General features: G+C 73.5%; 30 protein-coding genes. 13 read left to right on the top strand and 17 right to left on the bottom strand.

Annotation, left to right across the window (positions count from 1 at the left end; translation table 11 throughout):
• Positions 1-86: 86 nt before the first annotated feature.
• Together ZF1_RS04870 and ZF1_RS04865 are read left to right on the top strand one after the other, a co-directional pair.
• The gene (locus ZF1_RS04870) at positions 87-1,532 is read left to right on the top strand and encodes a GuaB1 family IMP dehydrogenase-related protein (protein WP_208818826.1); all 1,446 of its coding nucleotides are present in this window, start codon (positions 87-89) and stop codon (positions 1,530-1,532) included.
• 42 nt (positions 1,533-1,574) lie between these two features.
• Positions 1,575-2,402 carry a class II aldolase/adducin family protein gene (locus ZF1_RS04865; RefSeq protein WP_476653864.1) on the top strand — a complete coding sequence of 276 codons (828 nt, stop codon included), beginning with the start codon at positions 1,575-1,577 and terminating at the stop codon, positions 2,400-2,402.
• A gap of 48 nt (positions 2,403-2,450) precedes the next feature.
• Here the strand turns inward: ZF1_RS04865 and phoH2 are convergent, their stop codons facing one another.
• Together phoH2 and ZF1_RS04855 are read right to left on the bottom strand one after the other, a co-directional pair.
• The gene (phoH2, locus tag ZF1_RS04860) at positions 2,451-3,731 is read right to left on the bottom strand and encodes an RNA 5'-3' helicase PhoH2 (RefSeq protein ID WP_062400360.1); all 1,281 of its coding nucleotides are present in this window, start codon (positions 3,729-3,731) and stop codon (positions 2,451-2,453) included.
• A gap of 454 nt (positions 3,732-4,185) precedes the next feature.
• On the bottom strand, positions 4,186-5,439 hold the full coding sequence (locus ZF1_RS04855; RefSeq protein WP_476653863.1) for a DUF885 domain-containing protein: 1,254 nt from the start codon (positions 5,437-5,439) through the stop codon (positions 4,186-4,188).
• Positions 5,440-5,749: 310 nt separating this feature from the next.
• On the opposite strand from ZF1_RS04855, the gene ZF1_RS04850 reads away from it, so the two are divergent.
• Together ZF1_RS04850 and ZF1_RS04845 are read left to right on the top strand one after the other, a co-directional pair.
• Positions 5,750-6,139, top strand: a complete 390-nt coding sequence (locus tag ZF1_RS04850; protein WP_208818823.1) for a hypothetical protein — start codon at positions 5,750-5,752, stop codon at positions 6,137-6,139.
• 1,109 nt (positions 6,140-7,248) lie between these two features.
• Complete coding sequence (locus ZF1_RS04845) at positions 7,249-7,680, top strand: hypothetical protein (RefSeq protein WP_062400354.1); 432 nt, start codon at positions 7,249-7,251, stop codon at positions 7,678-7,680.
• Between the two features lie 134 nt (positions 7,681-7,814).
• Here the strand turns inward: ZF1_RS04845 and ZF1_RS04840 are convergent, their stop codons facing one another.
• Positions 7,815-8,585: an isoprenyl transferase gene (locus tag ZF1_RS04840; protein ID WP_482636594.1), complete on the bottom strand. Its 771-nt coding sequence runs from the start codon at positions 8,583-8,585 to the stop codon at positions 7,815-7,817.
• 80 nt (positions 8,586-8,665) lie between these two features.
• Here ZF1_RS04840 and trhA point away from each other — a divergent pair, with 80 nt between their 5' ends.
• Positions 8,666-9,328 carry a PAQR family membrane homeostasis protein TrhA gene (trhA, locus tag ZF1_RS04835; protein WP_482636593.1) on the top strand — a complete coding sequence of 221 codons (663 nt, stop codon included), beginning with the start codon at positions 8,666-8,668 and terminating at the stop codon, positions 9,326-9,328.
• Between the two features lie 25 nt (positions 9,329-9,353).
• On the opposite strand, the gene ZF1_RS04830 is transcribed toward trhA, so the two are convergent.
• Together ZF1_RS04830 and mca are read right to left on the bottom strand one after the other, a co-directional pair.
• Entirely contained in the window at positions 9,354-9,653 is a 300-nt protein-coding gene (locus ZF1_RS04830) for a hypothetical protein (RefSeq protein ID WP_405419295.1), read from the bottom strand.
• A gap of 92 nt (positions 9,654-9,745) precedes the next feature.
• Complete coding sequence (gene mca / locus ZF1_RS04825; protein ID WP_405419297.1) at positions 9,746-10,696, bottom strand: mycothiol conjugate amidase Mca; 951 nt, start codon at positions 10,694-10,696, stop codon at positions 9,746-9,748.
• A gap of 473 nt (positions 10,697-11,169) precedes the next feature.
• Here mca and greA point away from each other — a divergent pair, with 473 nt between their 5' ends.
• Positions 11,170-11,658 carry a transcription elongation factor GreA gene (greA, locus tag ZF1_RS04820; protein WP_174525543.1) on the top strand — a complete coding sequence of 163 codons (489 nt, stop codon included), beginning with the start codon at positions 11,170-11,172 and terminating at the stop codon, positions 11,656-11,658.
• Positions 11,659-11,760: 102 nt separating this feature from the next.
• Here the strand turns inward: greA and ilvA are convergent, their stop codons facing one another.
• Positions 11,761-12,984 carry a threonine ammonia-lyase gene (ilvA, locus tag ZF1_RS04815; protein ID WP_346108033.1) on the bottom strand — a complete coding sequence of 408 codons (1,224 nt, stop codon included), beginning with the start codon at positions 12,982-12,984 and terminating at the stop codon, positions 11,761-11,763.
• Positions 12,985-13,075: 91 nt separating this feature from the next.
• Between ilvA and ZF1_RS04810 the strand changes: the two genes are divergently transcribed.
• On the top strand, positions 13,076-13,303 hold the full coding sequence (locus ZF1_RS04810; protein WP_073577681.1) for a hypothetical protein: 228 nt from the start codon (positions 13,076-13,078) through the stop codon (positions 13,301-13,303).
• Positions 13,304-13,318: 15 nt separating this feature from the next.
• Here ZF1_RS04810 and ZF1_RS04805 read toward each other — a convergent pair whose 3' ends face one another.
• Genes ZF1_RS04805 through ZF1_RS04795 form a run of 3 tightly spaced genes read right to left on the bottom strand, consistent with a single transcriptional unit; the run spans position 13,319 to position 16,354 of the window.
• The gene (locus tag ZF1_RS04805) at positions 13,319-14,464 is read right to left on the bottom strand and encodes a cystathionine gamma-synthase (protein ID WP_251785810.1); all 1,146 of its coding nucleotides are present in this window, start codon (positions 14,462-14,464) and stop codon (positions 13,319-13,321) included.
• A gap of 38 nt (positions 14,465-14,502) precedes the next feature.
• Positions 14,503-15,873, bottom strand: coding sequence for a cystathionine beta-synthase (locus tag ZF1_RS04800; RefSeq protein WP_482636592.1), 1,371 nt, complete (start codon positions 15,871-15,873; stop codon positions 14,503-14,505).
• Positions 15,874-15,892: 19 nt separating this feature from the next.
• Complete coding sequence (locus tag ZF1_RS04795; RefSeq protein WP_482636591.1) at positions 15,893-16,354, bottom strand: pyridoxamine 5'-phosphate oxidase family protein; 462 nt, start codon at positions 16,352-16,354, stop codon at positions 15,893-15,895.
• Positions 16,355-16,466: 112 nt separating this feature from the next.
• Here ZF1_RS04795 and ZF1_RS04790 point away from each other — a divergent pair, with 112 nt between their 5' ends.
• Complete coding sequence (locus tag ZF1_RS04790) at positions 16,467-17,687, top strand: acetyl-CoA C-acetyltransferase (protein WP_482636590.1); 1,221 nt, start codon at positions 16,467-16,469, stop codon at positions 17,685-17,687.
• 64 nt (positions 17,688-17,751) lie between these two features.
• Here ZF1_RS04790 and ZF1_RS04785 read toward each other — a convergent pair whose 3' ends face one another.
• The 3 genes from ZF1_RS04785 to ZF1_RS04775 all read right to left on the bottom strand — a co-directional run bounded on the left by ZF1_RS04785 (position 17,752) and on the right by ZF1_RS04775 (position 19,608).
• Positions 17,752-18,195, bottom strand: a complete 444-nt coding sequence (locus ZF1_RS04785; protein ID WP_208818816.1) for a hypothetical protein — start codon at positions 18,193-18,195, stop codon at positions 17,752-17,754.
• Positions 18,196-18,342: 147 nt separating this feature from the next.
• Positions 18,343-19,158: a Bax inhibitor-1/YccA family protein gene (locus ZF1_RS04780; RefSeq protein WP_224403511.1), complete on the bottom strand. Its 816-nt coding sequence runs from the start codon at positions 19,156-19,158 to the stop codon at positions 18,343-18,345.
• 156 nt (positions 19,159-19,314) lie between these two features.
• Complete coding sequence (locus ZF1_RS04775; RefSeq protein ID WP_482636589.1) at positions 19,315-19,608, bottom strand: hypothetical protein; 294 nt, start codon at positions 19,606-19,608, stop codon at positions 19,315-19,317.
• A gap of 191 nt (positions 19,609-19,799) precedes the next feature.
• On the opposite strand from ZF1_RS04775, the gene ZF1_RS04770 reads away from it, so the two are divergent.
• Positions 19,800-20,024, top strand: a complete 225-nt coding sequence (locus ZF1_RS04770) for a hypothetical protein (RefSeq protein ID WP_062400338.1) — start codon at positions 19,800-19,802, stop codon at positions 20,022-20,024.
• A 26-nt stretch (positions 20,025-20,050) separates the two neighbouring features.
• On the opposite strand, the gene ZF1_RS04765 is transcribed toward ZF1_RS04770, so the two are convergent.
• Positions 20,051-20,266, bottom strand: a complete 216-nt coding sequence (locus ZF1_RS04765; RefSeq protein ID WP_482636588.1) for a hypothetical protein — start codon at positions 20,264-20,266, stop codon at positions 20,051-20,053.
• A 254-nt stretch (positions 20,267-20,520) separates the two neighbouring features.
• Between ZF1_RS04765 and ZF1_RS04760 the strand changes: the two genes are divergently transcribed.
• Entirely contained in the window at positions 20,521-20,766 is a 246-nt protein-coding gene (locus ZF1_RS04760; RefSeq protein ID WP_482636587.1) for a DUF397 domain-containing protein, read from the top strand.
• Positions 20,767-20,773: 7 nt separating this feature from the next.
• Here ZF1_RS04760 and ZF1_RS04755 read toward each other — a convergent pair whose 3' ends face one another.
• Complete coding sequence (locus ZF1_RS04755) at positions 20,774-21,823, bottom strand: NAD(P)H-dependent flavin oxidoreductase (protein ID WP_482636586.1); 1,050 nt, start codon at positions 21,821-21,823, stop codon at positions 20,774-20,776.
• A 102-nt stretch (positions 21,824-21,925) separates the two neighbouring features.
• On the opposite strand from ZF1_RS04755, the gene prcB reads away from it, so the two are divergent.
• Positions 21,926-22,717: a proteasome subunit beta gene (prcB, locus tag ZF1_RS04750; RefSeq protein ID WP_482636585.1), complete on the top strand. Its 792-nt coding sequence runs from the start codon at positions 21,926-21,928 to the stop codon at positions 22,715-22,717.
• Between the two features lie 9 nt (positions 22,718-22,726).
• Here prcB and ZF1_RS04745 read toward each other — a convergent pair whose 3' ends face one another.
• Together ZF1_RS04745 and ZF1_RS04740 are read right to left on the bottom strand one after the other, a co-directional pair.
• A complete protein-coding gene (locus ZF1_RS04745; protein WP_482636584.1) occupies positions 22,727-22,882 on the bottom strand; it encodes a hypothetical protein in 156 nt (51 codons plus the stop codon).
• Positions 22,879-23,082: a hypothetical protein gene (locus tag ZF1_RS04740; protein WP_482636583.1), complete on the bottom strand. Its 204-nt coding sequence runs from the start codon at positions 23,080-23,082 to the stop codon at positions 22,879-22,881. Before ZF1_RS04740 ends, ZF1_RS04745 begins: the two co-directional genes overlap by 4 nt.
• Before the next feature lie 29 nt (positions 23,083-23,111).
• Between ZF1_RS04740 and ZF1_RS04735 the strand changes: the two genes are divergently transcribed.
• The gene (locus ZF1_RS04735; protein ID WP_224403517.1) at positions 23,112-23,465 is read left to right on the top strand and encodes a bleomycin resistance protein; all 354 of its coding nucleotides are present in this window, start codon (positions 23,112-23,114) and stop codon (positions 23,463-23,465) included.
• Between the two features lie 5 nt (positions 23,466-23,470).
• On the opposite strand, the gene ZF1_RS04730 is transcribed toward ZF1_RS04735, so the two are convergent.
• On the bottom strand, positions 23,471-23,677 hold the full coding sequence (locus ZF1_RS04730; RefSeq protein WP_208818810.1) for a hypothetical protein: 207 nt from the start codon (positions 23,675-23,677) through the stop codon (positions 23,471-23,473).
• Between the two features lie 85 nt (positions 23,678-23,762).
• Here ZF1_RS04730 and ZF1_RS04725 point away from each other — a divergent pair, with 85 nt between their 5' ends.
• The gene (locus tag ZF1_RS04725; RefSeq protein ID WP_405419316.1) at positions 23,763-24,362 is read left to right on the top strand and encodes a TetR/AcrR family transcriptional regulator; all 600 of its coding nucleotides are present in this window, start codon (positions 23,763-23,765) and stop codon (positions 24,360-24,362) included.
• Positions 24,363-24,366: the final 4 nt, after the last annotated feature.

Genomic DNA, 24,366 nt, shown 5'->3' with positions numbered 1-24,366 from the left:
GACGGTAGGCATCCGTGGTTGCCCGACGGTTGTCGACACGTGACGGGCACGTGACGAGGCGGCCGGGGGCGTACAGTCCCGATACCGTGCGCTTCCTCGACGACCGCCGGCCCGAGCACGACCTCACCTACGACGACGTCTTCCTCGTCCCGCGCCGTTCCACGGTGACGTCCCGGTTCGACGTGGACCTCACCGCCCCGGACCGCTCCGGGGCCACGGTCCCGGTCGTCGCCGCGAACATGACCGCCGTCGCCGGCCGCCGGATGGCCGAGACCCTCGCCCGCCGCGGCGCGCTGACGGTGCTGCCGCAGGACGTGGCGACCGACGCCGTCGCCGGGATCGTGTCCTGGATCAAGTCCCGGCACCCGGTGTGGGACACCCCGCTGGTGCTGCGTACCTCCGACGCGGTGGCCGACGCGCTGAACCTGCTGCCCAAGCGGGCTCACGACGCCGTCGTGGTCGTCGACGACGGCGGCCGCCCGGTCGGGACCGTGTCCGAGGCGCACTGCGCGGGGGTGGACCGCTTCACCCGGCTCGCCGAAGTCCTCGATCCGGACCCGCTGGCGCTGCCGCTGGGCACCGAGCCGCGCGAGGTGTTCGAGCAGCTCGACGCCGGCCGGAAGGCGGTGGCGCTCGGCCTCGACGGCGACGGCCGCCTCGCGGGCCTGCTCACCCCGCTCGGCGCGATCCGGGCCGGGATCTACTCCCCCGCCCTCGACGGCGCGGGCCGGCTGCGCACCGCGGCCGCGATCGGTATCAACGGCGACGTCGCGGTGAAGGCGAAGGCCCTGCTCGACGCCGGTGTGGACGTGCTCGTCGTCGACACCGCGCACGGCCACCAGGAGAAGATGCTCGACGCGCTCGGCGCGGTCCGCCGTGTGGTCGACCAGGCCGGAGCCGCGGTCCCGGTCGCCGCCGGCAACGTGGTCACCGCCGAGGGCGTCGCCGATCTGGTCGACGCGGGCGCCGACATCGTCAAGGTCGGCGTCGGCCCCGGCGCCATGTGCACGACCCGGATGATGACCGGCGTCGGGCGCCCGCAGTTCTCCGCGGTCGCCGAGTGCGCCGCCGCGGCCCGCGAGCGCGGCGCCGTCGTCTGGGCCGACGGCGGGGTGCGCCACCCGCGCGACGTGGCCCTCGCCCTCGCCGCGGGCGCGGCCTCGGTGATGATCGGCTCCTGGCTGGCGGGCACCTACGAGTCCCCCGGCGACCTGCTGCGCGACGAGCACGGCCGCGCGTACAAGGAGTCGTTCGGGATGGCGTCCAAGCGCGCGGTCGGCGCCCGTACCCGCGGGGACAACGCGTTCGACCGGGCCCGCAAGTCGCTGTTCGAGGAGGGCATCTCGTCCTCGCGCCAGCGGCTGGACCCGGACCGGCCGGGCGTGGAGGACGTGCTCGACGAGATCTGCTCGGGCGTCCGCTCCGCGTGCACCTACGCCGGCGCGCGCTCGGTCGACGAGCTGCACGAGCGGTCCGTCGTCGGGGTGCAGACCACCGCGGGGTTCACCGAGGGCACCCCGCACGGCCTCTGACCCACCGCTTGACCGGGGCGTGATCCGGCGCACGGTCGGGTCATGGCCGCCCCCACGCAGGACACCACCACCACCAGCAGCTCCGGTACCGCCGCTCTCGGCGGCGGTGGTACCGGCGGTCTGCCCACGCCACCGACGTTCGCCACCTCGGCCGAGGAACGGCTGCACCGCAAGCAGCAGCTCGCCGGCGCGTTCCGGATCTTCGGCCGGTTCGGCTTCGGGGAGGGCGTCGCCGGGCACATCACGGTGCGCGACCCGGAGGACCCGGAGATGTTCTGGGTCAACCCGTTCGGCATGAGCTTCCGGCACATCCGGGTCTCGGACCTGATCATGGTCGACCACCACGGCACGGTCCGGCACGGGAACCGCCCGGTGAACCAGGCCGGGTTCGTCATCCACTCGGCGGTGCACGCCGAGCACCCGCACGTCGTCGCGGCCGCCCACGCCCACTCGGTGTACGGCAAGGCGTGGTCGTCGCTGGGCCGCCCGCTGGACCCCATCACCCAGGACGCCTGCGCCCTCTACGAGAACCACGGCGTCGTCCACGAGGGGGCGGGCGCGGTCGTGCTCGACCCGGAGGCGGGCCGGGCGCTGGCCCGCGGACTGACCGGCCGGAAGATGGTGTTCCACCAGAACCACGGGATCTTCTCCGTCGGCGAGACCGTCGCCGAGGCCGCCTGGTGGTTCATCTCGACCGAGCGCAACTGCCAGGCGCAGCTGCTCGCCGAGGCCGCGGGGACGCCGACGCTCGTCGACCACGTCAACGCGCGGTTCACCGCCGAGCAGACCGGTACCCCCTACGCCGGCTGGTTCTCCTACCAGCCGCTGTGGGACGAGGTCGTCCGTACCGACCCGGACCTGTTCGACTGAGCACACGGCCCCCGTCCGCGGCTGCGGACGGGGGCCGCGCCCGGGACCTCAGGAGTTCGGTCCCTCCAGCATCTCCGTGACCAGCGCGGCGATCGGCGAGCGCTCGCTGCGGGTCAGCGTGACGTGCGCGAACAGCGGGTGGCCCTTGAGCTTCTCGATGACGGCGTTGACACCGTCGTGCCGCCCGACGCGCAGGTTGTCCCGCTGCGCGACGTCGTGGGTGAGCACGACGCGCGACGCCGTCCCGAGCCGGGACAGCACGGTGAGGAGCACGTTGCGCTCCAGCGACTGCGCCTCGTCGACGATCACGAAGGTGTCGTGCAGCGACCGGCCGCGGATGTGGGTCAGCGGCAGGACCTCCAGCAGCCCGCGGGCGATGACCTCGTCGATGACGTCCTGGCTGACCATCGCGCCCAGGGTGTCGAAGACGGCCTGCGCCCAGGGCTGCATCTTCTCGACCTCGCTGCCGGGCAGGTAGCCGAGGTCCTGCCCGCCGACGGCGTAGAGCGGCCGGAAGACGACGATCTTGCGGTGCTGGCGTCGTTCCAGCACCGCCTCCAGGCCGGCGCACAGCGCGAGCGCCGACTTGCCCGTCCCGGCCCGGCCGCCGAGGGAGACGATCCCGACCTCGTTGTCCAGCAGGAGGTCCAGCGCGATCCGCTGCTCGGCGGAACGGCCGTGCAGCCCGAACGCCTCCCGGTCCCCGCGCACCAGCTTGACCCGCTTGTCCGCGGTGACCCGCCCGAGCGCGTTCGACGCCCCCACGAGCCGCAACCCCGTGTTGCAGGGCAGGTCGCGGGCCTCGTCGTGGTCGATGACGCCGTCGCGGAACAACGCGTCGACGTCCTCGGGGGTCACCTCCAGGTCGGTCATGCCGGTCCAGCCCGAGAACAGCACGTCCTGGCCGTGGTACTCGTCGGCGTCCAGACCGACCGCGGCGGCCTTGACCCGCAACGGCATGTCCTTGGTGACCAGCGTGACGTCCGCCGGCGCTGCCGGGTCCGCCTTGAGGTTCAGCGCACAGGCCAGGATCCGCGAGTCGTTCGAGTCGGTGCGGAACCCGGCCGGCAGGACCGTGGGGTCGGAGTGGTTCAGCTCGACGTGCAACGTGCCGCCGGACTCGCCGATCGGCACGGGGGCGTCGAGACGGCCGTGCTTGACGCGCAGCTCGTCGAGCTGGCGCAGCGCGGTCCGGGCGAACCAGCCCAGCTCGGGGTGGTGACGCTTGGCCTCCAGCTCACTGATGACGACGAGCGGCAGGACGACCTGGTGCTCGTCGAAGCGCTGCAGCGACCAGGGGTCGGACAGCAGCACGGACGTGTCGAGCACATAGCAGCGGGTGGTACCTGCCGGTGCGTCCCCGACGGACCCCTGGGGTGCGGAGGTCGGGTCGGTGAGGGCGGGACGACGATCGGTCACGGGTGCTCCCTCGCAGGCGCGGCACCGCGCCTGCTCTGCGTCGGGCCGGCCGGCCCCGGTGCGGGCCGCGACGACGCGGAGGGACCATGGCGGTCCTCCGGCCGGCACGCCCGCAAGGGCCGGGTGCCGGCCCTCTCGGGTGCGTGTGACACCACTCCAGGGCCTCCCGAACGGGCCGCATCGGGTACAGCCCGTCGTCATGGACGCTACTAGTGGTCACCCTCGTGCGGTCAATAGCAACTCTCCGTCCGATCGCTACGTTGACCCCTGATGGAACAGTCGTAACGTGCCGTTCATCGTGTGATCGGTACCGTCCGACGTCGGATCGGGTAACGGCACCTCGTTCGGTGGCGGGCCGTTCGGCTCAGCCGAGGTGCGGCGGACGGAGTACCCCGACCGCGGCGGCGGTCGGTCCACCGCGTTCCGGACCGTGCGCGGCGCCACCGTCGGTGACCAGATCCGACGGCAGGACCGGGGTGTCGAGCAGCGTCGCCAGCGCGGCGGCGGGGCCCTCCGGGGCGCTGGCGAGCCGGGCGCGCACGAGCGGGCCGCCCTCGGCGTAGGTGACCGGGTAGGTGCGCCACTGGGGATGGTCGAGGAAGTCGAGCATGCGCCGCGCCCGGTCGTCGTCGACCAGCAGCCAGCGTGCGAGGTGGGCGAGCACCGCGTCGGGGCCGGCGCCGTCGACGTGCCGCATGAGGGCGGCGTCGAGCCGGACCCGGCCCAGCAGGTCCAGCTCCCGTTCGATCCGCTCGGCCGCCGGGCCGTCGAGGCGCACGCCCGCGCCCGCGAGGACGCGTTCGGCGACCGCGCCCCAGCCGGGGCCGGGCACCACGGCGACGGCGGCCTCCGCCGCCCCCTCCGCGACCAGCCCCTGCGGGCTGTGGACCAGCCGCAGCGCCAGCTCCGGGTACCGCGCCGACGCGACCTCGGCCCGGCAGTACTGCAGGTGGTGACCGGGATAGACCTCGTGGGCGAGCAGCGGCAGCAGCGAGCCGGCCCGCACCCGACCGGTCGTCGCGACCGAGATCCGGCTGCGCAGGCCGCCGCGGTAGCGGGTGAACGCCGTCCAGGGCCGGGCGCCGACGAGGTCGACGTCGGCGTGCTCGCCGTCCGGGAGCCCCAGCGTGTCGTGGGTGCGGCGGCGCAGCTCGGCGACGACGGCGGTGACCGCAGCGGCCAGTCGTTCCGCCGGGACGACGTCGGCGGCCCGGTGGTCCCGCATCCGGGCGGCCAGCGGACCGCGCCCGGGCAGCACCGCCGCCAGCCTGCGGTGCGCCTCGTGCAGCTCGTCCGGCTCGCTGCGGCGCGGGAGCACTCCGAACAGGTCGCGGACCTGCTCGACGTAGCCGACGTCCTCACCGGCGAGCAGCCGGGCCCGGCAGCGCAGCGCGACCAGCAGCGCGTCCAGGTACCGGCGACGACCGTCCGGGAGTCCCGCCGCCGCGACCTGCGCACGCAGCCGCCCGGCCGTGACAACCAGCGCCGCCGGGTCCCCGACCGGCTCCGCGGCCACCCGCCGGGCGATCGACGGGTACGGCGGCGGCCCGTCCAGCACACCCGGCCGCAGCCGGTCCACCCGCGACGCGAGCTCCGCCGTCGCGTGCAGCAGGTCCATCCCCGGAGCGTAGGCGGGCCCGGAGCGGAACGACGGCGAGGGCCGCCGGTGACGCGTCCGTTCGGAGGTACCCGGCCACGCAGAGTGCACGGTTCGGGTCGGCGACGGCTCGGTCGCACGGGAGCGGAACAACCTATTTGGGGAGTATCGGAACCGTCAGTGAAAGTGTACCTCGATAGGGTCACGAGATTTGTTTCGCAGGAATAACAGCGGTAGCTTTTCTCGCAGTCGGTACGGGCTCCCCCTCGTCAGCGTGCCGGCACGCGTGAGACCGGCTTCGGGCGGACTCGAGACTCAACAGGAGAAAACTGTGCTGAAGAAGGCTGGAATCGTGGTTGCGGCCTCCGCCGCGTCCCTGCTCGCCCTGTCCCCGCTCGCCTTCGCCGGCGACAAGGACGGCGACCACGGCCACAAGGGCGGCCACCACCACGGTGCCGAGAACGTCATCGACAAGGACGCCAAGGGCCTCATCGCCGGCCTGAACGGCAACAACGTCAACGTGCCGATCCAGGCCTGCAACAACAACGTCCCGGTCAACGTGCTGGGCGTGCAGGTCCCGGTCGAGGACGCCTCCGCCCTCAACGGCGTCACCGGCGCCCTGGGTATCCTGGGCAAGGCCCAGGCCAAGTCGGGCGACTCGACGACCGACCAGTCGGACAACTGCGGCCAGGAGGCCGGCGCCGGCGACTCGATCGGCTGATCTCCTCGCAGATCTGAGAATGCCCCGGAGCTTCTGCTCCGGGGCATTCTTGCGTTCCGGTCCGTGCCCACTCCCGGGTGACCGGGATTCCGCCGGGTCATCGTTTTCGAGGGACCGACGGTCGTGCTCACCCCGTCGTGTCGACACCTCCGGGCGCCACTCCGATTCCTCGGCTTCCTGACCACGCTCCGTACACGAAGCCTGCCTCCCCTCGCACCCGGCGGCGACACCCGCGCCCGGCGACCCTCCTGCCGCCCGACCTCCTTCGCACCGGCGGCCGTGAGGCCGCCCGACTTCCCGGCGCCCCCGGCACGCGACTGCCGCTCAGCCGCCCGGCGGCCCTCGGTCGCGGCAGATCCGGTCGCCCGACGTCCCAGCAGCCTCGCGCCCGGTCACCCCCGGCGCCCCGGCCGCCTCGGTCGCGGCCGCCCCGGCCGCCCGACAGTCCTCGCGTCGACCGCCCCCGCCTCGACCGCCGCCGTCCCGGCCCGTGCGCGCCACGTCCGGCGCTCACGACCTCGCGCGAGATGCCGGACGCCCGACGCCGCCATGATCACCGGTTGTGGAGCGGAACGTCCGCGTGGCGGACGCCTGACTCCACAACCGGTGATCATGCGGCCGGGCCGGGAGCCGAACCGGGTCGCCCGCACCGGTTCGACTCATGCGGCACCCCCCGGGTTCGCCCGCCGACCTGAGCCCTCCTCCGGCACGGCCCACCTCCGAGACCCACCCGGCTCGACCGTCGCGGCCGGCGCCGAACTCGTGAAGGCGATGCCCACCCGCGCGGCGGGCCGCACAGCCGGATCCCGGTGCCGTCGGCACTGTCCGTACGCCTCCCCCGGACGGCTCCCACCGCACTGCCCCGTCCGCCGCAGTGCCGACACGCCCGCACGCCACGCCGACCGCGCTGCGAGTGCGGCGACGAATCCCCAGGTACACGAATGATTCGTCGACTCCGTCGAAGAATTACGCAGGGTCAGATTGTCGAGCGCGAAAGCGTCCGTTAGATTGACACGCAGTCGATGCGGGCTCCCCGGTTCGAGCGTCGACAGGTACTGAGAGTCGCGCACCTTGGTCGGGCGCGCTCTCCGACTAACAGGAGACGGACTGTGCTGAAGAAGGCTGGAATCGTTGCCGCGGCCGGCGCCGCGTCGCTCGTCGCGCTGAGCCCGCTCGCGTTCGCGGGTGAGCACGGTGGCGACACCCACATCAAGGACAGCGGTAACACCAAGTCCCACGAGAGCTACTTCAGCGGCAACAAGGCCAAGGCCTCGACCGTCGAGGACTCCGAGGGCGTCGCGCAGAAGAACAGCGCCGGCCTGGTGAACCTGTCCAACAACAACATCAACGTCTCGCCGCAGGCCTGCGGGACCGCCCTCAACGGCAACAGCCTGGTCCAGGGTGCCCTGGGCGGTCTGTTCAGCGAGGCGTACAACAAGTCGGGCGTCAAGTCGGACAACAGCGTCGACTGCACCAACGCCGCCGACAACGGCGACAAGGTCGACATCGACGGTGGCAAGCACCACGGCGGTGGCAAGTAAGACCTCGCGTCACCGACGCGCGGAAGGCCCCGGGAGTCCGCTCCCGGGGCCTTTCCCGTTTCCGGGGATCGTGATCCCCGTTTCCGGGACAACTATAACGAGCGAGTCGTCCGGAGGTTACGGTCGATCTGAATTCATCCGCCGAAACGTCGGTGCCGTGCGCCGAAGTCGCGCAGTGCCCGCAGGAAATCGACGCGGCGGAACTCGGGCCAGTAGGCCTCGCAGAACCAGAACTCCGAATGGGCCGACTGCCACAGCAGGAACCCCGACAGTCGTTGCTCACCGCTGGTCCGGATGACGAGGTCCGGGTCGGGCTGTCCGGAGGTGTAGAGGTGCTCCGCGATGTGGTCGACGTCGAGCGACTCCGCGAGCTCCTCGATAGTCCGTCCCGCCTCCGCCTGGGTCAGCAGCATCTTGCGGACGGCGTCGGCGATCTCCTGGCGGCCGCCGTAGCCGACGGCGACGTTCAGCTGGATGCCCCCGCGGTCGCTGGTACGGGCGACCGCCGCGGTCAGCCGGTCGGCCAGGCTGCCCGGCAGCAACTCCATCGCGCCGACGACTCGCAGCCGCCACGGGGTGTCCGGGCCGGAGAGGTCGTCGACGACCCCGGCGATGATCTCCAGGAGGTCCTTGAGCTCCTCCGGGGAGCGGGTGTCCAGGTTGTCGGTGGACAGCAGGAACACCGTGACGACCTCGACGCCGGCCTCGGAGCACCAGCCGAGCATCTCGGCGATCTTCGCGGCGCCGGCACGGTGCCCCTCCGCGGGGTCGGCCAGACCCGCCTCCCGCGCCCAGCGGCGGTTGCCGTCGAGGATGAGCGCCACGTGCCTGGGCTGCTCGGCCCCCGCGATCTGACGCAGGATCCTGCGCTCGTACACCGTGTAGAGCAGGTCTCGGAGGGCCACGTACAGGGAGCCTAGTCCCGGGTGTGGCGTTCGTCCGCCGGACGGGACCCCCGCCGTCGCGACCCGTAACGTCGGGGTGCGTGAGCATCGCCCCGTCCGCACCGCTCAAGCCCCGTCTGCGGGGCTGGCTGCACCTGTGGAGCCTCGTCGGTTCCGTCTTCGCGTGCGCCGCGCTCATCAGTGTCGCGGGGGCGCTCGTCGGGGCCTCCGCGGCCGCGGCCACGGCCGTCTACACGCTGACCACGTTCGGCCTGTTCGGGATCAGCGCGCTGTACCACCGGCACACCTGGGTCGACCCGGCCCGGCGACGGCTGATGAAGCGCCTCGACCACTCGATGATCTTCCTGTTCATCGCGGGCACCTACACGCCGGTCTCGGTGCTGGCGCTCCCCGCGGTGACCGCCACCTGGGTGCTCGCCGTCGTCTGGGGCGGGGCGCTCGCCGGGGTCGCGCTCAAGCTCGCCTGGCCGACCGCGCCGGCCTGGGTCGGGGTGCCGATCTACGTCGCGCTCGGCTGGGTCGCGGTGTTCGTGCTGCCCGGGCTGCTGGCCGGCGGTGGCGTGGCCGCGCTCGTGCTGCTGCTCGCGGGCGGGGCCCTCTACACCGTCGGCGCGGTCATGTACGCGCTACGGCGGCCCGACCCGTGGCCCGCGACGTTCGGCTACCACGAGTTCTTCCACGCCGCGACGGTGCTGGCCTGGGCCTGCCACCACGTCGCGATCTGGCTGGCCCTGCTGCGCTGACCCGGCGCCTGCGCGGGTCGGCGGCTCAGGAGCGGGCCGGTCCCGGCTCGCCGCGGTCGGTCGCGGTCCCGGCCGGGTCGGATCCGCCCGTCGCGGTGTCCTCTCCGTCGAAGGACTCCGGGAGGCGGGTGATCCGCTTGCTCATGTTGCGGATGAGGAAGACCGTCGCGAGGAGCAGGAGCAGCACGATCGCCAGGCCGGCGGGGGCCGCGTTGCCGAACTCGGGCAGCTGCCCGGGGGGCGGGGGCCGGTCCTGCATCGGGACGAGCAGCCCCGTCACGACCTGGTTCACCACAGCCGTCACGTTCTCGACCTGCACCGCCACGCGCCTCCGTACTCCGGTTCCCGGATCACCGGCACCACCCCGCAGCTGCGGGACGGGCCGGTGACCAGGCTACCCGCGGAGCCCGCGCGCCCTCATCCGGCGCGACGGCGCTCCCCGCCGACCTCGACGGGGATGCCGGCGAACAGGTCGTCCTCCGGGACCTCGGTGTCGACCAGGGACTGGACCAGCTCGTAGTCCTCGGTGGGCCACACCCGGGCCTGCACCTCGAGCGGGGTGAAGAAGAACCTGCTGTCCGGGTCGATCTGGGTGGCGTGTGCGCGCAGCGCGTCGTCGCGCCGGCCGAACCAGTCCGAGCACGGGACCTTGGTGGTCACCCGGGTGCCGGGGTCGGGCCGGTCGCTCTTCCAGTTCTCCAGCCACTCCGCGTACGGCGACTCCTGGCCGGACTCGACGATCGCGTTGTGGAAGGCCTCCAGCCGGGCCTTCGAGAAGCCGTGGCCGTAGTAGAGCTTCATCGGCTGCCACGGAGCCCCCGCCTCCGGGAAGCGTGCCGGGTCGCCCGCGGCCTCCCAGGCCGCCATTGAGATGACGTGGGTGCGGATGTGGTCCGGGTGCGGGTAACCGCCGTTCTCGTCGTAGGTGACGATCACGTGCGGGCGGAACTCGCGGATGACCTTCACCAGGGCCGCGGTCTGCTCCTCGACGTCACCCAGGGCGAAGCAGCCCTCGGGCAGCGGGGGCTTCGGGTCGCCCTCGGGCAGGCCGGAGTCGACGAAGCCCAGCCAGACGTGCTGCACACCGAGGATCTCGGCGGCGCGCGCCATCTCGGCGTTGCGGACCGCGGTCATGTTCTCCAGGACGTCCGGCCGGTCCATCGCGGGGTTCAGGATGCTGCCCCGCTCACCGCCGGTGCAGGTCACGACCATGACCTCGTGACCCTCGTCGGCGTACCGGGCGGTGGTCGCCGCGCCCTTCGACGACTCGTCGTCGGGGTGGGCGTGCACCGTCATCAACCGGGGACGCTCGCCGGGCGCCGGCGGCTGGACCGGGCGCGGGGCGGACGGGGTGTACTGCGTAGCCATCGGGGCGGGTTCCTCCACGGTCACCGGACTCGGGTCCCGCGCCGGTGGTCTGCCGGCGGCGGGCGGCGAGGTCGTGCTCAGGGACGATCCTGGCAGAGGGGACCGACAGGAACCGCGCCGAGCACGGGCTCCGGCATCGGCAACGCCGTCACCCGCACCATCTGTTCCCGCCGGGGCACCCGTCTGCGACGGACGGTTGACGCCGACGCGACCGGGGCGGCTGTGCGGCCGCCGACAACCCCGTTACCTGCGAATATTCCTCGGCAGGGAACTATCCGGTACACGCGCCCGTTCACCGAAAGGCTGCGATGAGCGGCACGCTCCGTGGTAAGGTGAGCCCCACACGACCCGCAGGCGGGTCGTGTTTTTCCTTACTCGGGGCGTGCCGCTCGGAGCCGCCACCCCCGTGTGCCCGCCGGGCGCCAGGCGTCCCGGCGGCGACACGTCCTGTTTTCCTGGAGGAGTTGATGACGGTGACGGACACCCAGGCCACCTGGCTGACCCAGGACGCCTACGACCGGCTGAAGGCCGAGCTGGACGGGTTGATCGAGAACCGGCCCGTCATCGCCGCGGAGATCAACGCCCGCCGCGAGGAGGGCGACCTGAAGGAGAACGGCGGCTACCACGCGGCGCGCGAGGAGCAGGGCCAGCAGGAGGCCCGGATCCGTCAGCTGCAGGAGCTGCTGCGCACCGCCCAGGTCGGCACCGCGCCGTCCAGCTCCGACGAGGCCTCCCCCGGCACCGTCCTCGAGATCCGCTACGAGGACGACGACGAGACCGAGAAGGTCCTGCTCGGCTCCCGCGAGGAGGGCAGCCACGGCGACCTGCAGGTCATCTCCCCGAACTCCCCGCTCGGCGCGGCGCTGCTCGGCGCGAAGCCGGGTGACACCCGCGAGTACCAGCTGCCCGACGGCGGAACCATGAAGGTGACGCTGGTGTCGGTGGAGGCCTTCACCGGCTGACCCACGACCACCCGCGGAACGGGCCCGGCCGGTCGGCCGGGCCCGTTCGCGTGTCGGGGCCGGTCGAGCGTGTCGGAGCCGGTCGGAGCGGACCGGGGCGGGTCAGGGCGTGGCGACGGCGTGCCCGGCCTCGCGCAGGTCGGCGACGATCGCGTCGCGGTGCTCGGGCCCCCGCGTCTCCACGCTGAGCTCGACGTCGACCTCCCCCACCGCGAGCGCGCCGCTGATCCGCGAGTGCGCGACGTCGGTGACGTTGGCCCCGAGCCGACCGACCCGGGCCAGGAGCTCGGCGAGCGCGCCGGGGCGGTCGGGCATCCTCAGGTGCAGCGTGAGGTAGCGGGACGAGGCGACCAGCCCGTGCCGGATGACCTGCAGCAGCACGAGCGGGTCGACGTTGCCGCCGGACAGCACGCACACGACCGGCCCCGGCCAGCGGTCGGGCTGCTCCATCAGTGCGGCGACGGACGCGGCGCCGGCCGGCTCGACGAGCATCTTCGCCCGCTCCAGGCAGTGCAGCAGCGCCGCGGACAACGCGTCCTCCGACACCGTGACCATCTCGTCGATCAGGCTGCTGACCTGGGCGAACGTCACGTCGCCCGGGCGTCCGACGGCGATCCCGTCGGCCATCGTGCGCATCCCGCCGACCGGCATCGGCTCGCCGGCCGCCAGCGACGACGGCCAGGCCGCGGCACCCGCGGCCTGCACCCCGACGATCCGGACGTCCGGGCGGGCGGCGCGCAGGACCGCGGCGGTCCCGCCGAGCAGCCCACCGCCGCCCGCGGAGATCAGCACGGTGCCGGCGTCGGGGACCTGGTCGAGGATCTCGCAGCCGACGGTGCCCTGGCCGGCGATGATGTCGGGGTGGTCGAAGGGGTGCACGAACACCGCACCCGACCGTTCGGCGGCCGCGGTGGCGGCTGTGACGGCCTCGTCGACGGTGCGGCCGGTGAGCACGACCTCGGCGCCGTAGCCGCGGGTCGCGTCGACCTTGGGCAGGGCCGCCCGCTCGGGCATGTACACGGTGGCGCGCACGCCCAGCAGCCGTGCGGCGAGCGCGACGCCCTGGGCGTGGTTGCCCGCCGACGCCGCGACGACGCCGCCTGCACGTTCGTCGTCGGAGAGGCGTGCGATGCGGGTGTAGGCACCGCGGATCTTGAACGAGCCCGTGCGCTGCAGGTTCTCGCACTTCAGAACGACCCGGGAGCCGGTCAGGTCGGACAAGGCGCGGGCACCGGCGACGGGCGTGGTGCGCACGACGCCGGAGAGCAGTTCGCGGGCGGAGAGCACGTCGTCGGCGGTGACCGGGGGGATGACGGGGGCGGCCATCCCGGCAGTCTCGCACCGCCCCGGGTAACCTCGCCGGTGTCTCACCGGGCGTGACGTCTCCTGCGCGCCCGGTGTCGGGAGGGACTCGCGAATGACGCGTCTGCGCACGACGGCACCGCTGCTGCTGGCCGCCGGTCTGGCCGCGCTCGCGGTGGCGACCGTGCACGACGCGGGCTGCGCCGACCCGGGCCGCTACGAGGCCCGCGGCGACGGCACGTGGTCGCTGGTCGGCGGCTGCGTGGACCCGGGTGACCTGGTCATCCCGCCGCCGCCGGTGGTCCAGCCCCCCGCGCCGTCGCCGGAGCAGTCGCGCAGCTGAGCCCGCCCGGCGGCGCTACCGGACCGCGTCGAGCGCGGCCCGCAGGTCGTCGAGCAGGTCGTCGGCGTCCTCGATGCCGACCGACAGCCGGACCAGCGAGTCCGGCACCTCGAGCATCGACCCCGCGGTCGAGGCGTGGGTCATCTCGCCCGGGTGCTCGATCAGCGACTCGACTCCGCCGAGGGACTCGGCGAGGGTGAACAGCCGGGTGCCCGCACAGATCCGCAGCGCCGCGTCGCGCCCGCCCGCGGCGAGGAACGACACCATCCCGCCGAACCGGCGCATCTGCTTGGCCGCGACCTCGTGGCCGGGGTGCCCGGGCAGGCCCGGGTAGAGCACCGAGGCCACCGCGGGGTGCGCGGAGAGCATCTCGGCGACGCGCTCGGCGTTGTCGCAGTGGCGCTCCATGCGCACCGCGAGGGTCTTCGCGCCGCGCAGGGTCAGCCACGCGTCGAACGGGCCGGGCACCGAACCGGTGGAGTTCTGGACGAAGGCGATCTGCTCGGACAGGGCGTCGTCGTCGGTGACCAGTGCACCGCCGACGACGTCGGAGTGGCCGCCGACGTACTTGGTCGTGGAGTGCACGACGACGTCGGCGCCCAGCGCCAGCGGCGTCTGCAGGTAGGGCGAGGCGAAGGTGTTGTCGACGACGAGCCGCGCGCCCGCGGAGTGCGCCACCCCGGCCAGCGCCGCGATGTCGGCGATGCCGAGCAGCGGGTTGGTCGGGGTCTCGCACCACACGACCCTGGTCGTGGGCCGCAGCGCCGCGCGCAGGGCGTCGTGGTCGGCGAGGTCGACCGGGGTGTGCTCGACACCGAATCCGGACAGCACCTTGTCCACCAGCCGGAACGTGCCGCCGTAGGCGTCGTGCGGGATGACCAGGTGGTCACCGGGCTTGAGCAGGATCCGCAGCAGCGTGTCCGTCGCCCCCATCCCGGAGCCGAACGCGTGCGCGTGCCGGCCGCCCTCCAGGGCGGCGAGCTGGTCCTGCAGCACGGTCCGGGTCGGGTTGGCGCTGCGGGAGTACTCGTACCCCCCGCGGGTCCCGCCGACGCCGTCCTGGGCGTAGGTCGAGCTGGTGTGGATCGACGTCGTGACCGCGCCGGTCGTCGGGTCCGGGACCTGGCCGGCGTGGATCGCGCGTGTGGAGAAGCCCTGCATGGACGCCGAGGCTACTCCCGGCGTCCGTGCGGGCCGGGTCAGGCGTTGCCCCCGAGGAAGGCGATCACGTCGGACCGGGTGACGACGCCCGCGGGCTTGCCGTCCTCCAGCACCAGCGCGGCGTCGGCCTTGGCGAAGGCCTCCATCGCGTCCTGCACCGACTCGCCGGCGCCGAGGGTCGGCAGCGGCTCGGACATGTGGTCCTCGAGCCGGTCCGAGAGCTTGGCCCGCCCGGTGAACAGCGCGTCGAGCAGGTCGCGCTCGCTGACCGACCCGGCGACCTCGGCCGCCATGACCGGCGGCTCCGCCTTGACGACCGGCATCTGGGAGACACCGAACTCGCGCAGGTAGAGCGCGGCGTCGGCGACGGTCTCGTTGGGGTGGGCGTGCACCAGCGCGGGCAGCGCGCCGTCCTTGCGCCGCAGCACGTCGCCGATGGTCGCGCCCTGCGACGGCGGGAGGAAGCCGTAGCTGGCCATCCAGCGGTCGTTGAAGACCTTGCCGAGGTAGCCACGGCCACCGTCGGGCAGCAGCACGACGACCACCGCGTCCGCGGGCAGCGTCGCGGCCACCCGGAGGGCGGCGACGGTCGCCATCCCGCAGGAACCGCCGACGAGCAGCGCCTCCTCGCGGGCGAGACGGCGGGTCATCTCGAAGGAGTCGGCGTCGGAGACGGCGACGATCTCGTCGCAGATGTCGCGGTCGTAGGTGGTCGGCCAGAAGTCCTCGCCGACGCCCTCGACCAGGTAGGGGCGCCCGGTGCCGCCGGAGTAGACCGAGCCCTCCGGGTCCGCGCCGATGATCCGCACGGCGCCGTTCGACTGCTCCTTGAGGTACCGCCCGATGCCCGAGATGGTGCCGCCGGTGCCGATCCCCGCCACGAAGTGGGTGATCCGGCCCTCGGTCTGCTCCCAGATCTCCGGGCCGGTCGAGTGGTAGTGCGACTCGGGGTTGGCCGGGTTCGCGTACTGGTTGGGCTTCCAGGCGCCTTCGATCTCGCGGACCAGCCGGTCGGAGGTCCGGTAGTAGGAGTCGGGGTGCTCGGGGTCGACCGCCGTCGGGCACACCACGACCTCGGCGCCGTAGGCCTTGAGGACGTTGCGCTTGTCCTCCCCGACCTTGTCCGGGCACACGAAGACGCAGTGGTAGCCCTTGCGCTGGGCGACCATCGCCAGCCCGACCCCGGTGTTGCCCGAGGTCGGCTCGACGATCGTGCCGCCCGGGCGCAGCTCACCGGAGGCCTCGGCGGCCTCGACCATCCGCAGGGCGATGCGGTCCTTCACCGATCCACCGGGGTTCAGGTACTCGACCTTGGCCAGGACCGGCGGGGCGATGCCCTGGGCCGTCGCTCCCAGCCGGACGAGGGGCGTGTTCCCGACCAGGTCGACGACGTGCTCGACGTAGCGCATGCACGCATCCTCGCACCGCTCACTCGCGCGCGACCTCCTGCATCTCGCCACCGGGGGTCCACCAGCGGACCACGAGACGGTTCCGCTCGTCGTTGAGCCCGGTCCAGACGACCTCGGTGAGATCGACGCGGAACGCGTCCCCGGTGACCGGCCCGGACAGCGGGCCCTGCAGCACGGCCCGGCCCGACACCTTCAGGTCGCCGTCCCCGAGGTCCCCGCCGGACTGGTCGGCCGGTGCGGCGTGCAGCGCGAACCGCGGGTCCCGCCGCAGGTCGGAGCCCTTCCGGGCGCCCGGCATCGACCCGAAGGAGAGCTCGGTGTCACCGCCGGCGTCGTCCAGCACCACCTCGATCCCGGAGACGCGCGGTGCCCCGTCGGCGCGCAGCGTCGCGATCACGAGCGCGATCCCCCGCCGCAGGATCCGCTCGGACAGGTCGGCGAACGCGGGCTCGGCCCGCCGGAAGTCTCCCCACGACGTCATGGACCGGAGCATGCCGCGGACCCCTGACGGTTTCGTCACGCCGTCTCCCGATCATCGGTTACCGACGAGTAGGGTCTGATCGAGAGGTACCTGCGATGGAGGAGGACGTCCCATGCCCGAAGCCGTGATCGTCGCCGCGGCCCGGTCCCCGATCGGCCGCGCCAACAAGGGCTCCCTGGCCGGGATGCGCCCGGACGACCTGACCGTGCAGATGGTCCGCGCCGCCCTGGGCCAGGTCCCGCAGCTGGACCCGGCCGAGATCGACGACCTGATGCTCGGCTGCGGCCTGCCCGGTGGGGAGCAGGGCAACAACCTGGCCCGGATCGTCGCGATCCAGCTCGGCCACGACTCGCTGCCCGGCACCACCATCACCCGGTACTGCTCGTCGTCGCTGCAGACGACCCGGATGGCGCTGCACGCGATCAAGGCCGGTGAGGGCGACGTGTTCGTCTCCGCCGGCGTCGAGACCGTCTCCCGCTTCTCCCGCGGCACGTCGGACTCCTGGCCGGACACGCACAACCCGCTGTTCGCCGACGCCGAGACCCGCACCGCCGAGACCGCGGAGAAGGGCGCCGAGAGCTGGACCGACCCGCGCGACCAGAGTCTCCTGCCGGACGCCTACATCTCCATGGGGCAGACCGCGGAGAACCTGGCGCGGTACAAGGACGTGTCCCGCGAGGACATGGACCGCTTCGCGGTGCAGTCGCAGAACCGCGCCGAGAAGGCCATCGCCGACGGCTTCTTCGCGCGCGAGATCACCCCGGTGACGCTGCCCGACGGCACGGTCGTCGACACCGACGACGGCCCCCGCCCCGGCACCACCTACGACAAGATCTCGCAGCTCAAGCCGGTCTTCCGCCCGGACGGCCGGATCACCGCCGGCAACGCGTGCCCGCTCAACGACGGCGCCGCCGCCCTGGTGATCATGTCCGACACGAAGGCCGAGCAGCTCGGCGTCACGCCGCTGGCCCGGGTCGTCTCGACCGGTGTCACCGGGCTGTCGCCGGAGATCATGGGCTACGGCCCGGTCGAGGCCTCCCAGCAGGCGCTGCGCCGCGCCGGGCTCACCATCGACGACATCGACCTGGTCGAGATCAACGAGGCCTTCGCCGCGCAGGTGCTGCCCAGCGCCCGCGACCTGGGCATCGACGAGGCCAAGCTGAACGTGCACGGCGGCGCGATCGCGCTGGGCCACCCGTTCGGCATGACCGGCGCCCGCATCACGACGACCCTGATGAACGGCCTGCGCAGCACCGGCGGCCGCTACGGGCTCGAGACGATGTGCGTCGGCGGCGGCCAGGGCATGGCGCTGGTGATCGAGAACCTCGCCTGACCCCACGGCGTCCCACGAACGGGCCGGTCCGCCTCGCGCGGGCCGGCCCGTCGGCGTCACGGGGTCAGGCGGCGTGGCCGGGCGGGTCGATGCGCACGCCGGTCGCCTCGATCTCGGCCTCGGTCCGCAGCCGGGCGAGCTCCCGGTCGGCGTCGAGCGCGCCCTGGGTCCCGCCCGCCTCGACGTGGGCGCGCAGCGGCGGGTCCTCGACGCCGACGGCCCGGCAGACGTCGAGCAGGACGTCGTCGTAGGCGGCCAGCAGCGCCAGGCGCCGGACCCGGGTGGCCGGCTGCGGCCCGCGGCGCAGCCGGTCGAGGCGGCGCAGGTCGGCGACGAGCCGTTCCAGCGGCGGCCCGATCGGACGGGGCGGAGCCGGGCGGCGGTGCCGCGCGGCGACCCAGCGCACCAGGCGGGGCAGGCGCACCAGCAGCCCCACCAGCACCGCGGGCCCGAACGCGATCCCCAGGAGGATGGCGATCCCGGTGACGACCGGGTCGTTCCCGGGCACGACACCGACGCTACGACTCCCGGTCCCGCCGGGCCACCCCCGGACACGACGACGCCGCGGACACCCGGGGGTGTCCGCGGCGCGCGCGACCGGAGGGGGCGATTCCGGCCGCACCCGGCCCTCACGGGCCGGGTCGTGGGTGACCGGTCAGTCCTGGCGCAGGTAGCTCAGCAGGCGCAGGATCTCGATGTAGAGCCAGACCAGCGTGGTCATCAGACCGAACGCGATGTACCAGGAGTACTTCGCCGGGACGCCGGCCTTGACCGCGTTGTCCGCGGCGTCGAAGTCGAGCAGCAGGCTGAACGCCGCCACACCGATCACGACGACCGAGAACAGGATGGCCAGCGGGCCGCCGTCACGGAGGCCGAAGCCACCCTCCATGAAGAAGCTCGCGACCAGGTTCGCCAGCATGAGGACGACGACGCCGATCAGCGCGCCCATCATCCACTTGGTGAACCGCGGGGTCACCCGGACGGCACCGGTCTTGTAGACGACCAGCATCCCGAAGAACACACCGGCGGTGCCGATGAGCGCCTGGAAGGCGATGCCCGGGTAGAGCTGGTTGATCGGCCCGGTGATGCCGCCGAGCGCGACACCCATCGCGATCGAGTAGGTCAGCGTCAGCGGGGCGCTGGGCTTCTGCTTGAAGATGACGATCAGGGAGACGACGAGCCCGACGACGAACGCGGGCAGCGCCAGGATGTAGAGCCCCGACATGGCGGTCAGGAAGCCCGCGACGAGCGCGAGTCCGCCGCTGATGGCGGTCTTCTGGACGACGTCGTCGACCGTGATCGGCCGGCCCGTGTCCTGCGTGGCCTGGGTCGGGTCGACGTAGGACGACTGGGAGCCGGCCATGGCGGCGCCCCCGCCCATCATGCCGCCACCCGAGCGGTCGAACGTGGCGTAGCCGCCCTGCTGCTGTGTGGGCAGGTTGCGGAACGCCGGGTTGCTCGTGGAGCGCACCTGGATCCTCCTCGACGGACGTGTGCGGGGCCCACCTCTGGCAGGCCCTCACACGTGTGCAACGCCGAGGGAGCGCCGGGGGTTCCCGCTGGTAAAAGAAAATTTACCGCGTCCGGGGCCTCCGGCGTCAGCCCCGTCTCCCACGACGGGCGATGATCACCGCCCCGGGTGTCTCACCTGCGGGAACGTCGACGTCGGCGGCAGCGGTTCGGCACGCACCGCCGGCATCTCGGGCGTGGTGTCGAAGCGACGGTCGTCGGCGGTGTCGGCACGCGCGTCGGACAGCGGCGCGTCACCCCGCATCTCCGCGCGGATCAGCGCGGGCCAGCGTCCGACCGAGCCGAGCGCGGCCACCGCGGCACGGCGGCCCGCGGGACTGACCAGGGCGGCGACGACGACGAGCAGCGCGACGGCGACGACCACCACGCTGCCGGGACCCGGAACGAACACGGGCGTACCTCCTCGCAGAAGCGGGCGCCCGGCCGGGGGCAGCCGGACCCACCCTCGCGTCGTACAACGATCCCGTGGCGGGTCGGTCACGGGCCGTCACCTCGCAGCGGGCGCACCCGGGCGGGCCGCACTACTGTCGGCGCCTCCGGCGACGACACCTCCGTCGCCCCCAGTGAAAGGACGGTCCGGACATGTGGGCCCTGCTCTCCCGGCACCTGCGCGTATGGCTGCTCCTGGCGGTCGGTGCACCGCTGCTGGCCTGGCTCCTGGGCAAGATCGGCGACGCCGTCGAGCGCCGCCGCGGCCCCAACACCCTCAGCAAGCTGACCCGCTCGGGCCGCCGCTACCTGGAGCGGCGCACCCGGGGACCGCTGCGCCGCCACGAGCAGACCGACCCGGAGCGGCTCGCCCGCTGACGGGTCCCGCTCCGGTACCGGACGACTCAGGCCGGCAGTACCCGGCGCAGGCCCCAGCCGCGCCGGCGGGCGGGGCGCCGCGACGTCACCTCCGCCGGTGGCGTCGGGTCGAGCTCCACGCAGCGGCCGCACGGGGTCCCGGCGACGTCGATCAGCGGGGCCGGGGACACCAGGTGGCCACACAGGGCCGCATACCGGCCGGTCCGCATCGAGTGCGGTGCGCAGAGTTCCGAGTCGGTCACCTTGTGTGCACGACCGTCGAGAACGGACGTCACCGTCAGGACATCGGGTCCGCCGGCCTCGTTCATCCGTCCGGCGGTCACGACGACAGCCACCCGGCGGCAGATCCGTGCGTCGACCGGCGCATTCACGGGCCCCCTCAGCGTGTCGGTGATTCCATCGTCACGGATGACACGTGCGGATGCAAGATCGCTTGCACAGTCTTTCGACACTCTCCGCAGTCAAACGGACGCAGCGGACACACCCGGAGGTCCCCATGCCCCACCCGAACGGCACGCGCGCAGCAGATCTCGGCCCCGTGACGTGGCGCCGCCCGGCCGGCGGGACCGCCGACGGGCAGAACGTGGAGTTCGCCGTCCTGGACGACGGCCAGGTCGCGGTCCGCAACGCCCGCGACCCCGACGGCCCGGTGCTCGTCTACACCCCGGCCGAGATCTCCGCATTCGTCGACGGTGCCAAGAAGGGCGAGTTCGACGACATGGTCGACCCCTTCCGCGACTGAGCCGGGCTCACGGCAGCAGCGGGTCCGCCTCGCGCCACAGCCGGGCGACGACCTCGGACGCCGGGTCGGTCGTCGCACGTCCGGCGGCCTGCCCGGCCCAGTGGTTGACCCGGTCGACCGCGCCGGGCTCGCCCGCGCGGTAGCGGGCCACCAGGCGTCGCTGATGGGGGTAGGGCGCCGGGGCCGGGGCGCCCGGCACGGTCCAGGCGCGGACGTAGTCGGTGGCGATGCCGCGGGCCAGCCGGCCGGTGTAGGCACGGGTCGTCGTCGTGCCGGTGGGGTCGAGGCCGTCGAGCCGCGCGGACCAGCCGTCGTCGATCCCGGCCTCGGGGCAGCGCAGCAGCGCCGTCCCCACCTGCACCGCGCTCGCGCCGAGGGTGAGCGCGGCGGCCAGGGCCCGGCCGTCGCCGATCGCGCCGGCGGCGACCACCGGGACACCGACGGCGTCGGCCACCCACGGGACGAGCGCGAGCAGCCCGACCGAGACGGCCTCGGCGTCGGCGGGGTCGGTGGTCCCGCGGTGCCCGCCGGCCTCCATGCCCTGCACGACGACGGCGTCCGCCCCCGCCCGCTCCGCCGCGAGGGCCTCGGCGCGGGTCGTGACCGTCGCGAACCAGGCGCAGCCCGCACCGTGCACCGCGGCGACCTGCTCGGCCGTGAACAGGCCCATGATCGTCGAGACGACCGCGGGCCGGGCGGCCAGGACGGCGGCGAGCTGGTCGGAGAACGACGGTCCGGGGCCGCCGGCCGGTGCGGGTGTGCCGCCCAGGGTGTCGAGGTAGGCGGTCTGCAGGCCCACGTCGTCGTCGGCGGGCGGGTCGGGGATCCACAGGTTGAGCTGGAACGGCGCGGTCCCGGCGAGCGCGCGGAAGCGGGCGGCCCAGTCGGCGATCGCCTCCGGGGTGTCGTTCACGACGCCCGCGGCACCCATGCCGCCCGCCGCGGCCACCGCGGCCGCCAGCTCCGGTGGGCAGGCCCCGGCCATCGGGGCCTCCAGGACGGGCACCCGCAGCCCGTGGCGTGTGCAGAAGGACTCGGCCCGGCTCCGTGCGCTCACCGCCCTGAGTGTGCCATGGCACCGCGGGTGGACCGGGGCGCCGCGGACGGGAAGGATCGGACCCGTCCCCGCCCCGCAGTGCGAAGGAGCCCGCTCCCCCTCATGACCGGACCCTCGTTCCTCGAGCAGCTGCGTGCCCACGCCCCGGAGCTGCTGCCCTCGCACCTCCCGCGCGACCCGGCCCAGCGGGTCCCCGCCGACCTGGACGTCCCGCACGGCACCACGATCATCGCCCTGACCTGGGCCGACGGCGTGCTGCTCGCCGGTGACCGGCGCGCCACCTCCGGCAACCTCATCGCCCAGAAGGACCTGGTGAAGGTCGTCGGCATCGACGACACCTCCGCCGCCGGGTTCGCCGGGTCGGTCGGGCACGCGCTGCAGATGCTGACGATGTTCGCGGCCGAGGTGGAGCAGTACGAGAAGGTCGAGGGCGCGCCGATCAGCCAGGACGGCAAGGTCCGCAGGCTGTCGAGCATCGTGCGGGAGAACCTGGGCGCGGCGATGCAGGGCTTCGTCGCGCTGCCGCTGTTCGTCGGCTACGACCCGACCGACCCCGACCCGGTCCGCATCGTCACCTACGACCCGACCGGCAGCATCAAGCGCGCCCGGTCCGGCTACGTCGGCATCGGGTCCGGCTCGCAGTTCGCCGAGGCGTCGCTGAAGAAGCGGCACGATCCGGGCGTCGACCGGGCCGGCGCGATCGCGCTCGCGGTCAACGCGCTGTGGGACGCCGCCGACGACGACACCGCCACCGCGGGCCCCGACCTCACCCGGGCGATCTTCCCGAACCTGATCACGGTGACCGCCGACGGCGTCGAGGAGATCGGCGTCGACGAGGTCCGGGCGGCGACCGAGCGGATGCTCACCGAGCGGGCGGAGCGTCCCGGCGGCTGATCCGGCGGGTCAGGGCCGGGGCGGGCCGCCGGCCCGGCCGACGGCGCCGCGCAGGCAGCGGTGCCCGGGCTCGCGGACCCGCAGGTCGTAGCCGTCGGCGAGCAGGTCGGGCAGGTAGGCCGTCTCGTCGTCGGGATCGTCGAGCGCCACGACGACGTCGATCACCGGCTTCGCCGCGAGCCCCGGCACCGCGGTGGATCCGATGTGCTCGATCCGGTGGGCCCGCTCCCCAGCGCCGCACGGAGCCGGGCCGCCGCCGCGTCGAAGGCGGCGGGCCAGGCCGGGTCGGGATCGGCGAGCTCGACGACGACCGGACGCATCCCGTGCACGAGTGCCCGGTTCAGCTCGTCGTGGCGTCTGGTCACGGCGGCGAGCATGCGGGCAGACTGCCTCGGTGTCCACGCTGCGCTCGGTCGCCCCGGTCTTCGCCACCACCGATCTCGACCGGTGGCTGGACCACTACCGGGCGCTCGGGTTCACCGTCGAGCGCTACGACGACGGTTACGGCTTCGCCGTCCTCGGCGGCGTCGAGCTGCACGTCTCGGTGCTGCCCGACCACGACCCGGCCCGCACCGCGGGTTGCGCCTACCTGCACGTCGACGACGCGGACGCGCTCCACACCCGCTGGTCCGCCGTGCCCGGCGGCCGCGAGGTGGCGCCGGTCGACACCTCCTACGGGCTGCGCGAGGGCGCGCACCACGACCCGGACAACAACCTGCTGCGCTACGGCTCGCCGCGGCAGGACTGACCGGGTCAGCCCGCCTTCTCCCGCCGGTCGGCCACCACGACCACGACCGCGGTGACCACGAGCAGGACCGCGGGGTAGGCCCACGGCAGCGGCGGCGCGTCGCCGACCACGAAGGACCACAGGCCGATCCGGCCGGTGACCAGGTACTGCAGCAGCGGGATCACGCCGAGGACCACCCCGAGGAACCCGGCGACGTTCTGTGCCGTCTTCACATGCCCTCTCCAGATTGCAATGCACTCGCATTGCAACAGAGCGCGGCGCGAGTTGTCAATGCGACCGCATTGCTACGGTGGCGTCGTGCCCCGCTCCGTCGACCACGACACCCGACGCTCCGAGATCGCCGACGCCGTGCTCGCGCTCGTCGCACGGTCGGGCACCGAGGCGGTCTCGCTGCGCTCGGTCGCAGCCGAGGCCGGCATCTCGATGGGCCGCGTCCAGCACTACTTCGCCAGCAAGGACGCACTGCTGCTGCACGCCCTGGACCGGTCGCACCGGCGAATGGAGGAGCGGATCGAGGCCAGGGCCCGGGCAGTGGGCGGCGGCGACCGGACCGTCCTCGCGACGATCCTCGACGAGCTGCTCGGCGAGCACCCGCGGACCCGCGACGCGCTGCGCATCCATGCCGCCTTCGCCACCCGCGAGGTCGACGAGCGCGCGCGGGCGATCCTCACCGACGGCGACGACGAGATCCGCGCGCTCGCCGTCCGGGTCGTCGCCGACGCCGGATCGGCCGACCCCGACACCGACGCGCACGCCCTGCTCGCCCTGACCGGGGGGCTCAGCGCGGAGGTCGCGCTGCACGGCGCCCCCGTCGACCGCGCCCGGCGGACCCTGACCGCGATGCTCGACCGGCTCGCCCCCGCCACGGCGCGCGGACCGGCCGGCGACCCGGAATGATCCG

Source organism: Pseudonocardia sp. ZF1 (assembly GCF_056835605.1).
The sequence above is the reverse complement of the archived record's forward strand: the minus strand, read 5'-3'. Positions and strand labels throughout refer to the sequence as shown.